Source organism: Blastococcus saxobsidens, assembly GCF_010682065.1.
GTDB classification, from domain to species: domain Bacteria; phylum Actinomycetota; class Actinomycetes; order Mycobacteriales; family Geodermatophilaceae; genus Blastococcus; species Blastococcus saxobsidens_B.
Genome location: NZ_JAAGWG010000012.1, coordinates 50161 through 64873, shown reverse-complemented (window position 1 = coordinate 64873; position 14713 = coordinate 50161). Strand labels below are relative to the sequence as shown.

Here is a 14713-nt window from a genome sequence, read left to right as displayed (position 1 = left end):
TCAGGTACGGGTCGCCGCCGAGGCGAAGCCCAGCCAGGTGTGCCGGTTGCCCGCCCAGCACCAGCCCACCTTCGGTGCGCCACGCCGCTCCCGGCCGTCGCGTCCGGTGCCGTTGCTGATCCAGAGGGCCGGGGTGCGGGAATCCAGTCGCCCGCCGGGCTTGACCAGGCGCGAGCCGAGGGTCATGAAGCAGGCGTTGCGGGTCAGCACGTCGGGGCGCTGCAGCAGCCAGTGGATCCCCTCGGCGAGCGTCAGCGGCGTCCGGCCCGCGGCGATGAGCGCCGGCAGCGCCTCGTCCGGGCTCCAGTTCCGCATGTGGTCGCCGCGGTCCAGGCCGGCGACGGCGTAGACCGGCCCGTCGGGCACGACCACCGGCTCGACGGGCCCGAAGGCGTCGACGTCGGTCATGTCCGCGACGACGAACCCCGGCCGGCCGTCCAGCTCGAGCAGCGGCGCGAGCGCGGACGGCGCGGCGAGCCGCGGATCGACGACCAGCAGCGCCCCGGCCGGCAGGGCCTCCGCGGCGGCGCGCAGCTCGGCCGGCTGCAGGCCGGCGAGCTCGTGCACGCCGAGGGCGATCAGCCGCTCGGCCTGGGCGGCCGCGGGCGGCAGCGGCGCGGCGACGGGAGCGGGGAGCCGGTCGGGAACGGTGGGCGCGAGGGGAGCGGGCACGGCGGACCTCGGGGGGACGGCGACGGGCGGACCCTCGACGCGCGCCGCACCCCGCTGGTTCCCCGCGGCTCCGATCAAGCGGCGGCGGCCGGCAGCGCGCTCCAGTCGACCGGCACCTTGCGCATGACGAGTGCGCAGTCGAGCTGCGCGCTGCCCGCCGGGAAGACGTCGGTGTCGTCGAAGAAGGACGACGAGGCGCTCAGCACCCGGCCCGGGTCGACCCGCCACGCGGTGGTGTCCAGCCGGACTCCCTCGACCTGCCCGGCGCGGTGCGCGGGGGACCAGCCGACCGTGCCCTGCTCGAAGAACCGGGAGGCCGCCGCGACATCGGGGAACAGCGAGCTGCCCTCGAGTCGCGGCTCGACCGCCACGGCCACGTCCACCGCCGCCCGGCCGTCGTCGCTGCGGAACGCCACGCGCAGACGGTCGTCGCTCTCCGCCACGGTGAAGCGGGCCCGGGAGTGCACTCCGGGAAAGGCCCGCCCACCGAGCAGCACCGTCAGCCGGGAGTCGGTGTCGCGCCGGGGGATGTAGACGCCGGACTCGACGCCCGCCGGACCGTCCCACTCCACGGCGATGCGGTGGGCGGCGTTCTCGGTCGTGAGGCCGAGGCCGGTCAGTGGCGCGGGGGTCCAGCGCGGCCGCAGATCGCCGAGCCGGATGAGGCAGATGCCGGCCACGGCCGCACCCTCGACCAGCTGCGGGCGGAAGCGCTCCGGCAGCAGCGGCCGCAGCGCCGCCGGGTCGACGCGGTAGTTCACCAGCAGCCGGCGTTCGATCTCGCCGGTCATCCGGGGCACGCGCATGGCGGGACCGTACTGGTCAGCGGCCCGGCGCGGCGCGGTCCAGCACCCGGGGAGTGATGCGGTCCACCCGATCGGCTCGGGGCGGGGTGGCGGGCGCCGGTACGCTCGACCCCGTGCCCCGTGGTGATGGACGGCTGACGCACGACCTCGATCCCCAGTCCCCGGGGCCCCAGGACGCCTGTGGCGTCTTCGGTGTCTGGGCGCCGGGCGAAGAGGTCGCGAAGTTGACCTATTTCGGCCTGTACGCGCTCCAGCACCGGGGCCAGGAGGCGGCCGGTATCGCCGTCTCCGACGGCGCCTCGGTCGTCGTCTTCAAGGACCTCGGGCTCGTCAGCCAGGTCTTCGACGAGGCGACCCTCGGCAGCCTGCGCGGCCACCTCGCCGTCGGCCACACGCGGTACTCCACCACGGGCGCGTCCACCTGGGAGAACGCCCAGCCGACCTTCCGCACGACGGAGGCCGGCACCGGTCTGGCGCTGTGCCACAACGGGAATCTGGTGAACACCGCGGAGCTGGCCGTCAAGGCGGCCGACGACGGCGTCGCCGGGGCGTTCCTCGCCACCAACGACTCCGACCTGATCACCGCGCTGATCGCCGCCCGCCCCGACCTGTCCGTCGAGGCCGCCGCGATGGAGGTGCTCCCGCAGCTGCGCGGCGCCTTCAGCCTGACCTTCATGGACGAGGACACCCTCTACGCCGCCCGCGACCCGCAGGGCGTGCGGCCGCTGGTGCTCGGCCGGCTGGAGCGCGGCTGGGTCGTGGCCAGCGAGACGGCGGCCCTGGACATCGTGGGCGCCTCCATGGTGCGCGAGGTGGAGCCCGGCGAGCTGATCGCGATCGACGAGAACGGTCTGCGCAGTCAGCACTTCGCCCCGGCCCAGCCCAAGGGCTGCGTGTTCGAGTACGTCTACCTCGCCCGCCCCGACACCACGATCTCCGGGCGCGGCGTGCACGCCGCCCGCGTGGAGATCGGCCGCCGGCTGGCCAAGGAGCACCCGGCCGAGGCCGACCTGGTCATCCCGGTGCCGGAGTCGGGCACCCCGGCGGCGGTCGGCTTCGCCGAGGCGTCGGGCATCCCCTACGGCCTGGGTCTGGTCAAGAACTCCTACGTGGGCCGCACGTTCATCCAGCCCAGCCAGACCATCCGGCAGCTGGGCATCCGGCTGAAGCTGAACCCGCTGCGCGACGTCATCCGCGGCAAGCGGCTGGTCGTCGTGGACGACTCGATCGTCCGCGGCAACACCCAGCGCGCGCTCATCCGGATGTTGCGCGAGGCCGGCGCCGTCGAGGTGCACGTGCGCATCGCCTCCCCGCCGGTGAAGTGGCCGTGCTTCTACGGCATCGACTTCGCCAGCCGGGCCGAGCTGATCGCCAACGGGCTGGACATCGACGGCGTGCGCGCCTCGATCAACGCCGACTCGCTGGGCTACGTCTCCGAGCAGGAGCTGATCGCCGCCACGGAGCAGCCGCGCAACCGGCTGTGCACCGCCTGCTTCACCGGCCAGTACCCGATCGACCTGGGCCAGCCCGAGGTGCTGGGCAAGCACGTGCTCGAGGGCATCGGGCAGCGGGCGGTCACCGGCTGGACCGGCCAGCAGGCCGGGACGGCGTCGGTGCCCGGTGGCGCCGAGGACGCGCTGCGTCGGCCATGACCGGGCCCGAGTTCACGTACGCCGCCTCCGGCGTCGACATCGACGCCGGCGAGCGCGCGGTCACGCTCATGCGGACCGCGGTCGAGAAGACCAACCGGCCGGAGGTCGTCGGCGGGCTGGGCGGGTTCGCCGGTCTCTTCGCGCTGGACACCGCGAAGTACCGCAAGCCGCTGCTGGCCTCCTCGACCGACGGCGTCGGCACGAAGATCGCCCTGGCGCGGCAGCTGGACCGGCACGACACGGTCGGCATCGACCTGGTGGCCATGGTCGTCGACGACCTGGTCGCCTGCGGCGCCGAGCCGCTCTTCCTGCAGGACTACGTGGCCTGCGGCAAGGTCGTCCCCGAGCGGATCGCCGCGATCGTCACCGGCATCGCCGCCGGCTGCACCCAGGCCGGCGCCGCGCTGGTGGGCGGGGAGACCGCCGAGCACGGCGACCTCATGGACGCCGACGAGTACGACCTGGCCGCCACCGCGGTCGGGGTCGTCGAGGCCGACGCCGTCCTCGGCCCCGAGCGCGTGCGGGCCGGCGACGCGGTGATCGCGATGGCCTCCTCGGGCTTCCACTCCAACGGCTACTCGCTGGTCCGCCGGGTGGTCTCCGCCGCCGGCCTGGACCTGACCGGCACCCCGGCCGGGCTGGACCGCCCGCTGGGGAACGAGCTCCTCGAGCCCACCCGCATCTACGCGCTGGACTGCCTCGCGCTCGTGGACGAGCTCGGTGTCGAGGGCGTGCACGCCTACGCGCACATCACCGGTGGCGGGCTGGCCGGCAACACGGCGCGGGTGGTCCCCGACGGGCTGCAGGCCGTGCTGGACCGCGGCACGTGGGCGCTGCCGGCGGCGGTGCGCCTCATGGAGGAGCACGGGGTGCCGCGCGCGGAGTCGGAGCGGGCGTTCAACTGCGGGGTGGGCATGGTCGCCGCGGTGGCGGCGGAGCACGCCGATGCCGCCGTCCGGCTGCTGACCGGCCGCGGAGTGCCCGCCTGGGTCGCCGGGAGCCTGCGGGAGCGGCCCGACGCCGCCGCACCGGCCGCGGAGCTGACCGGCTCCTACCGCTGACCCGTCCCGCGCCCGCGCCCGGCACCCGGCCGGCCGCGGTCGGGTGTCGAGTGCCGACCCGGCCGGTACGAGGGGTCGCCTGAACTCGGGCGGCGACGGAGATCGTCGTCCGCGCCGCAACACCACGACACCGCTGCCCCGGAGGGCCGCGGTGTCGTGGTGGTCAGACGGAGGAGCGGCCGGTCAGCGGCTGGCCGCCCAGTCGTCGTCGGAGTCGTCGTCCGCCCAACGATCGGCGTACGTGTCGTCCTCGTCCTCGTCGTCGTCATCCACCGCGGGAGGCGCGGTGTAGGTCGACGACGAACCGGCCAGCTCGCGCTGAAGCGCGGTGAGGTCGGTGTTGGGTGAGCTGTACTTGAGCTCACGGGCCACGCGTGTCTGCTTGGCCTTCGCTCGGCCGCGCCCCATCGGCTCGACCCCCTCGTTACGGAGTGCGGTGGACCAGCCAAGCGGCTGATGCGGCCCGCGTGGCGACCCCGACTGAGTGACTATGTCTCGGACAACATTACGACACGGATCCGCGGCGGGCACACGCCCTCCCCCCGTGGCCCCGTCCAGGGCACCGCCCCGAGCGTGCGAGGGGTGGGGAGGACGGGGTCCTTCTTCAGCGGGGGAGCCGGATCGTGGCCAGCCGGCCGACCTCGCGGATGCGCTGCTCGGCCAGCCGATCGGCCGCCACCGCGGGTGAGACGCCCTCGGCGTCGGCCAGCGCGAACACGCGCAGCGCGACGTCGAAGATGCCCGAGGCCTTCGACTGGGCGCGGGCGAAGGAGAAGCCGTGCCGCTCGTCCTCGACCTGGATCACGCCGCCGGCGTTCACCAGGAAGTCCGGCGCGTAGAGGATGCCGCGCTCGGCCAGCCGGCCGGCCATGTCGGCCGTGGCCAGCTGGTTGTTGGCTCCGCCGCACACCACCCGCGCGGGCAGCGCTGCCACGGTGTCGGCATCCAGGGCTCCGCCCAGCGCGCAGGGGGCGTAGACGTCGTGCGGCGTCCGCACCAGGGCGGCGGTGTCCTCGACGACGCGCACCTGCGGGTGGCGGGCCCGCAGCCGCTCGACGGCGGCCGGGTCGACGTCGGTGACCACCACGTCGGCGCCGTCGTCGACCAGGTGCCCGGCCAGCCAGGAGCCGACCTTGCCGACGCCGGCGATCGCCACGGTCCGGCCGGCCAGCGACGGGGAGCCCCAGCAGTGCTGGGCGGCGGCCCGCATGCCCTGGAAGACCCCGTAGGCGGTCAGCACCGACGAGTCGCCGCAGCCGCCGTAGGCCTCCGAGCGGCCGTGGGCGAACCGGGTCTCCCGGGCGACCACGTCCAGGTCGGCGTTGTAGGTGCCGACGTCGCAGGCGGTCAGGTAGCGCCCGCCGAGCGACTCCACGAACCGGCCGTACGCGCGCAGCAGCGCTTCGGTCTTGTCCGTGCGCGGGTCGCCGATGATCACCGCCTTGCCGCCGCCCAGGTCCAGCCCCGCGAGGCTGTTCTTGTACGACATGGCCTTGGACAGCCGGAGGGCGTCGGCGACCGCGGCGTCCTCGCCGGCGTAGGGGTAGAAGCGTGTGCCACCCAGCGCCGGGCCCAGGGCGGTCGAGTGGATCGCGATGACCGCCCTCAGCCCCGACTCGGCGTCGCTGCAGAACACGACCTGCTCATGACCGGAACCCAGGACGTCCACGAGAGGAAGCCTAGAACCCGTCGCGCTGTCGCCCGGACGGAGGAGACCCCCGCCACGACCGGCCCCTCCTCGCGGCCGGCGGCTGCCCGGAGGGGCATGATCCAGGGGCAGACGACCGCGCGGGCGCGTGCCCGCGAGCACAGGAGGACCCCCATGCCCGCACCGAAGCGATTGCTGGCACTCGCCGTGGCCGCGCCCCTGCTGCTCGCCTCGTGCACGACCGACGGCGGGGGCGACACGGACGGCGGCGGTTCCTCCGGTGGCGGCTCCGGCGGTGGCGACCTGGCCTTCTCGGTGATCACCCACGGCTCGGCCGGTGATGCGTTCTGGGACGTGGTGCAGAACGGCGCCGAGCAGGCGGGGGAGGACCTCGGCATCGACGTCGACTACCAGAGCGACGGCGACCCCCAGCGCCAGGCGCAGCTGATCGACGCGGCGGTGAACTCGCAAGCCGACGGCATCGTCGTCTCGATGGCCAACCCCGACGCGTTGCAGGAGTCGATCGAGGCGGCGGTCGAGGCGGGCATCCCCGTCGTCACCATCAACTCCGGCGGCGAGCGGTCCACCGGGTTCGGCGCGATCGGCCACGTCGGGCAGGACGAGGTCGTCGCGGGGCGAGGAGCCGGCGAGCGCCTCGGGCAGGACGGTGCGACCAGCGTGCTGTGCGTCACCCACGAGGCCGGCAACATCGGCCTCGACCAGCGCTGCTCGGGCGCCTCGCAGGGCTTCGCCACGGCCGGCTCGCCTCCCGGCAACTTCACCGTGATGCAGGTCGACATCAACGACCTCACCGGCGCCCAGTCGTCGATCGCGGCCCAGCTGCAGGCCGACGAGTCCATCGACGCGGTGCTCACCCTCAACTCCGCGGTCGCCGCCGTCGCGGTCGAGGCGGCCACGGACGCGGGCGCTGAGGCGCAGGTGGCGACGTTCGACCTCAACGAGGACGTGATCAGCGGCATCCAGGCCGGTGACATCGCGTTCGCCGTCGACCAGCAGCAGTACGAGCAGGGCTACCTGCCGGTCGTGATGCTCAAGCTCTACGCCGAGAACCTGAACACCGTCGGCGGTGGGCAGCCGGTCCTCACCGGCCCGGGCATCGTGGACGCCGACAACGTCGACGAGATCGCCGACCTGGCCTCGGCCGGCACGCGCTGAGCACCCGGGAGGCCACCGCGCCGGCGGGTCGGCGCACGGACGAGCGGACGTCGGTGCCCGGCCCGCTGCGCCGCCTGCTGGTCAAGCCCGAGCTCGGCGCGCTGGTCGGCGCCGTGGTGGTCTTCGCGTTCTTCGCGGTGCAGTCGGAGACCTTCCGCTCGCCCCGCGGCATCGCCAACTGGCTGGACCCGGCCTCCACGCTGGGGATCATGGCCGTGGCGGTCGCCCTGCTGATGATCGGCGGCCACTTCGACCTGTCCGCCGGCGTGATGGTCGGGACGACGGCGCTGACGGTGGGCATCGTGGCCACCGAGCTGCGGCAGAACCTGTGGGTGGCCATCGGCGTCGCCCTGCTGCTCGCCCTCGCCATCGGTTTCCTCAACGGCTGGCTGGTGACCCGCACCGGGCTGCCGAGCTTCATCATCACGCTCGCCACGTTCCTGATGCTCCAGGGCCTGAACCTGGGGCTGACGAAGCTGTTCACCGGGACGGTCACCGTGGGCGGCATCGACGACGTGCCCGGTTACGGGGCCGCCGAGTGGGTGTTCGCGTCCCGGGTGAGCGTCTTCGGGGCGGAGGTGCGCGTCGCCGTCCTCTGGTGGCTGCTGTTCACCGCCCTGGCCACCTGGGTGCTGCTGCGCACCCGGTTCGGCAACTGGGTGTTCGCCACCGGCGGGGACGACGTCGCCGCCCGGAACGTCGGTGTGCCGGCCCGTCGCACCACCATCGCCCTGTTCATGACGACGGCGGCCGCGGCCTGGTTCGTCGGCACGACGCTGGCCGTGCGGCTCACCTCGGTCCAGGCCAACACCGGCATCGGGCAGGAGCTCATCTACATCGTGGCCGCCGTCATCGGTGGCTGCCTGCTCACCGGCGGGTTCGGCTCGGCGATCGGCGCCTCCCTGGGTGCCCTGATCTTCGGCATGACGCAGCTGGGCATCCCGTACCTGCGCTGGGACGCGGACTGGTTCTACTTCTTCCTCGGCGCGATGCTCCTGCTCGCCGTGCTGGCCAACCGGCTGGTCCGCCGCTACGCCGAGGCGGCCCGCCGATGACCACCCGGCCCGCTGCCGTCCCGTCGCGGAACGAGCCCGGGAACGCCGCGCCCCTGTTGGAGCTGCGCGACGTCGGCAAGGACTACGGCACGGTCATCGCCCTGGACGGCATCAGCGCGACGGTGCGCGCCGGGGAGGTCACCTGCGTCCTCGGCGACAACGGCGCCGGCAAGTCCACGCTGATCAAGGTGCTGTCGGGGGTGCACCGGGCCGACCGCGGCCAGGTGCTGCTCGACGGCCGGCCGGTGGCCTTCGGATCACCCCGCGAGGCCCTGGACGCCGGGATCGCCACGGTCTTCCAGGATCTGGCGATGATCCCGCTCATGGCCATCTGGCGGAACTTCTTCCTGGGCGCGGAGCCCACGAAGGGCCGGGGACCGTTCCGCCGGTTCGACTCGGCGCGCGCCAAGGACGTCACCCGGCGCGAGCTGGCCGCGATGGGCATCGACATCCGCGATCCCGACCAGCCGGTCGGAACGCTGTCGGGCGGGGAGCGCCAGTCGGTGGCCATCGCGCGGGCGGTGCACTTCGGCGCGCGGGTGCTGATCCTCGACGAGCCCACTTCGGCCCTCGGCGTCAAGCAGGCGGGGGTGGTGCTGCGCTACGTGGCCCAGGCCCGCGACCGGGGCGTCGGCGTCGTGCTCATCACGCACAACCCGCACCACGCCTACCCGGTGGGCGACCGGTTCCTCGTGCTGAACCGCGGGCGCAGCCTCGGCGAGTTCGGCAAGTCCGACATCGACCGGGACGAGCTGACCCGCCTGATGGCCGGTGGCGCGGAGCTCGAGGCGCTGGCGCACGAGCTGGAACGACCCGCCGACTGACGGCGATGTCGACAAACCGACAGCCACGAGGCGGTCACTGAACGTTCTGATCGCGGCGCGGCACAGGTACCGCGTGTTGCCTTTGTGACTAGTGGTGACGGTGCGACTCTCGCTGGGCTCAACGCCCCACCCTCTTCCCCAGGGAGCGAGTCATGCACCAGCGCCGTCCGACCGGACCGCTGACCCCTCGGATCGGCCGCCGCCGGCCCGTCGCTCGCCGCTCCGTCCGTGCCCTGCGCACCGCCCTGGTCGGCGTGGTCGCCGGAGCGGTGCTCCTGGGGAGCGCCGGCACGGCCGTCGCGCTGCCGCCCCCGCCGCCCAACCCGAGCGACAGCCAGCTGGGTGCGGCCCAGGGCACGAAGGACGCCGCCGCGGCCGAGGTCGGCCGGCTCCTCGGGCTGCTCGCCGGCGCGGAGGCGCAGCTGGAGCGGGTCGGCATCCAGGCCGAGGCTGCCGGTACCGCCTACGAGGCCGCCAAGGAGGCGCTGGAGATGGCGCAGGCCGCGGCCGCGCAGGCCGCCCTGGAGCTGCAGGCGGCGGCCGACGAGGTCGCCGCGGCGGAGGCGCGGATCGCGCTCTTCTCGCGCGACAGCTACATGCAGGGCTCCTCGCTGGCCAGCTCCGCCGCACTGCTCGACTCCCGCGGACCGGGTGAGCTCATCCAGCGCGCCGCGATGCTGGACTACGTCGCGGAGAACGAGCTCGACGTCCTGGGCACGCTGGAGGTGGCCCGGATCCGGCAGGCGAACGCCGAGTCCAGCGCCCGTGCCACCCGGGACGAGCGGGCCGCGGCCGAGGCGTCGGCGGAGGAGACCAAGGCGGCGGCCGATGCCCAGCTCGCCGCGCAGCAGGCCGCGTACGCCGAGGTCGACGCGCAGAAGGCCCAGTACGAGGAGCAGCTGAAGGCCGCGGAGATCCAGCTGCTCCAGCTGCAGGGCGCGCGCAACGCGCACGACCAGTGGGTGGCCCAGAAGCAGGCCGAGGAGGCAGCCGCTGCGGCGGCGGCCGAGCGGGCGGCCCGGGCGGCCGAGGAGGCCGCAACGGCAGCGCGCAACGACCCCGGCGGCAGCGGTGGCGCTTCGTCGGGTTCCGGGAGGTACCTCAAGCCGTTCTCCGGCCGCGTCACCAGTTGCTTCGGTCCGCGGTGGGGGGTCAACCACAACGGCGTGGACGTCGCATCGGCGATCGGTACACCCCTGTACGCGCCGATCTCAGGCACCGTGCGCCGGGCGGGAGCGGCCACGGGATTCGGACTGGCTGTCTACCTGGAAGGGGATGACGGAGCGATCTACGTGTACGGCCACATCAACGACTACTTCGTCCGCACCGGCGACCGGGTCGTCGCAGGTGAGCGGATCGCCGAAGTCGGCAACAGGGGCAACTCGACGGGGCCCCACGTCCACTTCGAGGTGCATCCGAACGGATCCATGTACACCGGCGCGGCCGACCCGGTGTCGTGGCTGAACGCTCGCGGTGTCACGGTCGGGGCCTGCGGTGGCTGACAGGGACTGCGGCAGGCACCCCGTGCGGGGGGAGCGGTGCGGTGCAGGGGCCTCCCTCAGCCGCCGGGCGTGGCGGAGCCGGCCGAGACGTCGATGCCGCAGTCGTCGCGCAGATAGGTCTCGACGTTGGTCGACGCCGTCTCCAGGTCCTGCTGCAGCGGGGTGAGCTCCTGCTCCAGGGTGGCCAGGGCGTTCGGGTCGCTGAAGTCGATGCCGGAGAGGGTCTCGGACAACCTCTGGGCCCCGTCGGCCAGGGCGCTCCAGTCCGCCTCGATCTCGGCGGGGGCATCGATCGCCCGGATCTCGTCGGCCGCCCGCTGCATGACCTGGGGGAGCTCCGTGGGGTCGGACACGCCGCCGGCCGTCGCCTCCAGGCGCTCCTGGATGCTGGCCGCCTGGGTGCAGAACTCCGAACCGGCCGCCACCGCGGTGGACTCCGCGGCGGTCATGGGGGTCTCGGGCGCGGAGTCCTCCCCGTCGGACCCCCCGCAGCCGGTGAGCAGCACGACCGCGGCGGCCACGGAGAGTCCGCTGCGGCGCAGCAGGATGGAACGGTGCATGCGCCGGAGGGTAGCCACCGGGAGCGCGCCGTAGAGGCACCGGCGATAGCGTGCGGGCCGTGACCGCCCCGTCCGATCCCCGCGCCGGCTGGGGACTGCCCGGCCTCGGCGCCCTGCCGCGCACCGCCGACCTCGAGCCGCTGGTCACCCGGGTGCTGGCGCCCAACCCGTCCCCGATGACCCTCGACGGCACGAACACCTACGTCGTGGGCGCGCCGGGCAGCGGGCAGGCGGTGCTGGTGGACCCGGGCCCGGACGACGCCGCGCACCTCGCCGCCGTGGAGGCCGCGCTCGAGGCGCGGGGCGCCCGGTGCGTCGCCGTCCTCGTCACCCACCACCACGGGGACCACGCGGAGGCGGCCCTCCCGTGGGGCGGCCGGTTCGGCGTGCCCGTGGCCGCCGGCAGCGGCGCGGTCGCCGGTCCGGGCGGCCGGGTCCTGGAGCCGGGCGAGCGGCTCGCCCTCGCCGGCACCGCCTTCGGCGTCGTCGCCACCCCCGGCCACACGGCCGACCACCTGGCGTTCCGGCTGGAGTCCGGCGCCGTGCTGGTCGGCGACCACGTGCTGGGGCGGGGGACGTCGGTGGTCACGCACCCGGAGGGCGACGTCGTGGCCTACCTGGAGTCGCTGCGCCGCGTGCACGACCTCGGCCCCGGCGCGCTGTACTGCGGCCACGGCCCGGAGCTGACCGAGGACCCGGGCGCGGTGCTGGACTTCTACCTGGCCCACCGGGCGTACCGCGAGCAGCAGCTGCTGGACGCGCTGGGAACGGGCGCCGCCACCGTGGACGAGCTCGTCGCCACGGTCTACGCCGAGGTGCCCCGGGAGGTGTGGCCGGCAGCTGCCCAGTCCACCCGTGCCACGTTGGACAAGCTGGCCGCCGAGGGCCGGGTCGTGCTGGGCAACGCCGAGGAGGTGCGCCCGGCGTGACCGACGTCCCGCTGGTCACCAGCGCCGGGAGCGAGCGCGACCAGCGGCGGGCGGCAGCCGCGCTCGCCGCTGCCGGCCTGCGGCCCGGCGACCGGCTGCTGCTGTCGGCCACCGCGTCACCGGAGCTGCTCGCCGTCGTGTTGGGCGCGCTGCGCACGGGGATCGTCCCGGTGGTGCTGGACCCGGCGCTGCCGGACGACGAACGCGCGGCGCTGGCGGAGGACGCCGACCCGGGCCTTGACGCGGGAGGGGACCCGGCGCGCCTGCTCGGCGACGACGAGGCCGAACTCGCCGACGTGCCGCTGGCCAGGCCGATGCACTACACGTCGGGCACGACCGGCCGGCGCAAGGGCGTCTGGTCCGGAGTGCTGGCCGAGGAGGACGCCCGGGCGCTGGCCGCCGAGGAGATCGAGCTGTGGGGATTCGGGCCCGGTGACCGGCACCTGGTGCTCTCGCCGCTGCACCACAGCGCACCGCTGCGGTTCGCGATCCACACCCTCCTGGCGGGAGGGGAGGTGCTGCTTCCGGGCGCCTTCGACGTCGAGCGGGCCGCCGCGGCGATCAGCACGCTCCGGCCGACCACGACCTTCTGCGTGCCCACCCACCTGCAGCGCCTCATCGCGCACGCGGGCGTCGACTGGTCCTCCTTCCGGCGCCTCGTCCACGCGGGGGCGCCCTGTCCGGAGCCGCTGAAGCGGGCGGTGCTGGCGGCGCTGCCCGAGGGCAGCGTCTGGGAGTTCTACGGCTCCACCGAGGCCCAGTTCACGGTCTGCTCTCCCGAGGACTGGCTGGCGCACCCCGGCAGCGTGGGACGGGCACGGCCGGGCCGGCGGCTGGAGACCGACGAGCGGGGCCAGCTCTGGTGTGCCGTGCCCCGGTGGGCGCGGTTCGAGTACTGGCGGGCACCGGAGAAGACCGCGGCCGCCTGGCGGGGCGACCGGGTCACCGTGGGCGATCTCGGCCGGGTGGACGAGGACGGCGTGGTGTGGCTCGACGGCCGCCGCGAGGACCTGGTGATCTCCGGCGGGGTGAACGTCTACCCCGCCGAGGTGGAGGCGGTCCTCGACGCCCATCCGGCCGTGATCGAGAGCGCGGTGTTCGGGGTGCCCGACCCCGACTGGGGGCAGCGGGTGGTGGCCGCGTACGTGGGCGACGCCGATGCCGGTGAACTCGGCACCTGGGCCCGGGAGCGGCTGGCACCGGCCAAGCGGCCCAAGACGCTGCACCCGGTGGCCGAGCTGCCGCGCACCTCCACCGGCAAGGTGCGCCGCCTGGACCTGCCCGGGGTGCTCGGCCTCGCCGATGGCTGAGCAGGGCGGCTGGGACGTCGTCGTGGTCGGCGCGGGAACCGCCGGGTGCGCGCTGGCGGCCCGGCTGGTCGACGCCGGCCGCCGGGTGCTGGTGCTGGAGGCGGGCGCGGACCACCCGCGGGCCTCCGACGTCCCCGAGGAGCTGCGGGACGCCGGGACGCTGCGCGCTGCGGTCCCCGGGCATCCCGCCAACTGGGATCTGCCCGGGTTGCTGCCCGACGGGCGCACGGTGCGGGTGCCCCGGGGCCGCGTCGTGGGCGGGTCGAGCGCGATCAACGCCGGCTACTTCATCCGCCCGACCCCGCACGACGCCGCCGGCTGGGCCGCCGAGGGCAACGACCTGTGGGCCTGGGACAGGCTGCTGCCCGCGCTGGTGCGCCTGGAGAGCGACCTCGACCTCGGGTCCCGGCCGGGGCACGGCGCGGACGGGCCGGTGCCGGTGGCGCGGCCCCGCGGCGGCCCACCGCTGGCCGACGCGTTCGCCCGGGCCGCCGTCGAGCTCGGGCTGCCGGCGGAGCCGGACAAGAACGCCGGTGGGGAGCCCGGCTACGGGCCCCTGCCGCGCAACGTGCGGAACGGCGTGCGGATCAGTGCCGCCGACGCCTACCTCGCCCCGCGCCGGGGGCATCCGGGGTTGACCGTGCGCGGCGACGTCCAGGTGCTGCGGGTCCTCGTGGAGCGGGGGCGGGCCGTCGGCGTCCGGACGGCGGACGGCGACGTCCGGGCCGCCGAGGTGGTGCTCAGCGCCGGTGCGGTCGGCTCGGCGCACCTGCTCCTGCTGTCGGGCGTCGGCCCGGCCGGGCAGCTGCGGGCGGCCGGGATCGAGGTGCTGGTCGACGCGCCGGGCGTCGGGACGGGCGCCACCGACCACCCGCTGGTCTACCTGCCGTTCTCCCCGCGCGAGGGGGTTGCCGCCGGGCTCGGGGAGTCGCCGCTGCACGGGGTGCTGCACGCGACCTCCGACGGCGCGGCCGTACCGGGTGACCTCGAGGTGCTGCCCTGGCTGGCGCCCTTCGCCGAGGTGATGACCGGCCGGGCGGCGCCCGGCCGACCGATCGAGGTGGGCGTCGGGCTGCAGCGGACCGAGGGCCGGAGCCGGCTCGCGCTCGTGGACGCCTCCCCGTTCACCCCGCCGCTGGTCGAGTACCGCCACCTCGCCGAGGCCGCCGACGTCGCCCGCATGCGGGCCGGCGTGCGGCTCGCGGCGGAGCTGATGTCGACGCGGGCGCTGCGCGAGGTGGGCGAGCCGGGGAACCTCCCGCGGGACGACGCCGGGCTCGACCGCTGGATCCGCGAGCGGCTGACCACCGCCGTGCACCTGTCCGGAACGGCCCGGATGGGTCCGGACGGGGATGCAGGGGCCGTCGTGGACCAGGAGCTGCGCGTGCGCGGCGTCGAGGCACTGCGGGTGGTCGACACGGCGGTGCTGCCGCGCGTGCCCAGCCGTGGACCGGCGGCCGCGGCGGTGCTGGTGGGGGAGCGGGCGGCCGAGCTGATGGCCGGCGGCTGACCGCCGCG

The 14713-nt window shown here is 74.9% G+C and carries 14 protein-coding genes; 9 read left to right on the top strand and 5 right to left on the bottom strand.

The features are described 5' to 3' along the window. Both GCU60_RS09850 and GCU60_RS09845 read right to left on the bottom strand, forming a co-directional pair. Entirely contained in the window at window positions 1-672 is a 672-nt protein-coding gene (locus GCU60_RS09850) for a DUF5701 family protein (protein ID WP_345770509.1), read from the bottom strand. Between the two features lie 74 nt (window positions 673-746). Continuing rightward, window positions 747-1478 (bottom strand): DUF2071 domain-containing protein, encoded by a 732-nt coding sequence (locus tag GCU60_RS09845; RefSeq protein WP_163204671.1) that lies wholly within the window; start codon window positions 1476-1478, stop codon window positions 747-749. Window positions 1479-1591: 113 nt separating this feature from the next. Here GCU60_RS09845 and purF point away from each other — a divergent pair, with 113 nt between their 5' ends. Together purF and purM are read left to right on the top strand one after the other, a co-directional pair. Continuing rightward, window positions 1592-3130 carry an amidophosphoribosyltransferase gene (purF, locus tag GCU60_RS09840; RefSeq protein ID WP_163204669.1) on the top strand — a complete coding sequence of 513 codons (1539 nt, stop codon included), beginning with the start codon at window positions 1592-1594 and terminating at the stop codon, window positions 3128-3130. Next, entirely contained in the window at window positions 3127-4191 is a 1065-nt protein-coding gene (gene purM, locus GCU60_RS09835) for a phosphoribosylformylglycinamidine cyclo-ligase (protein WP_163204667.1), read from the top strand. Before purF ends, purM begins: the two co-directional genes overlap by 4 nt. Before the next feature lie 183 nt (window positions 4192-4374). On the opposite strand, the gene GCU60_RS09830 is transcribed toward purM, so the two are convergent. Beyond that, a complete protein-coding gene (locus GCU60_RS09830; RefSeq protein WP_430537414.1) occupies window positions 4375-4563 on the bottom strand; it encodes a DUF3073 family protein in 189 nt (62 codons plus the stop codon). A gap of 232 nt (window positions 4564-4795) precedes the next feature. Next, a complete protein-coding gene (locus GCU60_RS09825; protein ID WP_163204664.1) occupies window positions 4796-5860 on the bottom strand; it encodes a Glu/Leu/Phe/Val dehydrogenase dimerization domain-containing protein in 1065 nt (354 codons plus the stop codon). A 153-nt stretch (window positions 5861-6013) separates the two neighbouring features. Here GCU60_RS09825 and GCU60_RS09820 point away from each other — a divergent pair, with 153 nt between their 5' ends. From GCU60_RS09820 to GCU60_RS09805, 4 genes are all read left to right on the top strand, one after another. Next, window positions 6014-7015: a sugar ABC transporter substrate-binding protein gene (locus GCU60_RS09820; RefSeq protein ID WP_163204661.1), complete on the top strand. Its 1002-nt coding sequence runs from the start codon at window positions 6014-6016 to the stop codon at window positions 7013-7015. A 53-nt stretch (window positions 7016-7068) separates the two neighbouring features. Further along, window positions 7069-8070, top strand: a complete 1002-nt coding sequence (locus GCU60_RS09815) for an ABC transporter permease subunit (RefSeq protein ID WP_163204660.1) — start codon at window positions 7069-7071, stop codon at window positions 8068-8070. Then, a complete protein-coding gene (locus tag GCU60_RS09810; RefSeq protein WP_163204658.1) occupies window positions 8067-8894 on the top strand; it encodes an ATP-binding cassette domain-containing protein in 828 nt (275 codons plus the stop codon). The genes GCU60_RS09815 and GCU60_RS09810 overlap by 4 nt, the downstream gene beginning before the upstream one ends. Window positions 8895-9046: 152 nt before the next feature. Further along, window positions 9047-10396, top strand: coding sequence for a M23 family metallopeptidase (locus GCU60_RS09805; protein ID WP_163204656.1), 1350 nt, complete (start codon window positions 9047-9049; stop codon window positions 10394-10396). 56 nt (window positions 10397-10452) lie between these two features. Here the strand turns inward: GCU60_RS09805 and GCU60_RS09800 are convergent, their stop codons facing one another. Then, a complete protein-coding gene (locus GCU60_RS09800; RefSeq protein WP_163204654.1) occupies window positions 10453-10956 on the bottom strand; it encodes a hypothetical protein in 504 nt (167 codons plus the stop codon). A gap of 59 nt (window positions 10957-11015) precedes the next feature. Between GCU60_RS09800 and GCU60_RS09795 the strand changes: the two genes are divergently transcribed. From GCU60_RS09795 to mftG, 3 genes are read left to right on the top strand one after another with little or no spacing between them, the layout of a single operon-like run. Beyond that, entirely contained in the window at window positions 11016-11885 is an 870-nt protein-coding gene (locus GCU60_RS09795) for an MBL fold metallo-hydrolase (protein WP_163204652.1), read from the top strand. Continuing rightward, window positions 11882-13195: an AMP-binding protein gene (locus tag GCU60_RS09790; protein WP_163204650.1), complete on the top strand. Its 1314-nt coding sequence runs from the start codon at window positions 11882-11884 to the stop codon at window positions 13193-13195. Before GCU60_RS09795 ends, GCU60_RS09790 begins: the two co-directional genes overlap by 4 nt. Continuing rightward, window positions 13188-14705, top strand: coding sequence for a mycofactocin dehydrogenase MftG (mftG, locus tag GCU60_RS09785; RefSeq protein WP_163204648.1), 1518 nt, complete (start codon window positions 13188-13190; stop codon window positions 14703-14705). The genes GCU60_RS09790 and mftG overlap by 8 nt, the downstream gene beginning before the upstream one ends. The last annotated feature ends 8 nt before the right edge of the window (window positions 14706-14713 follow it).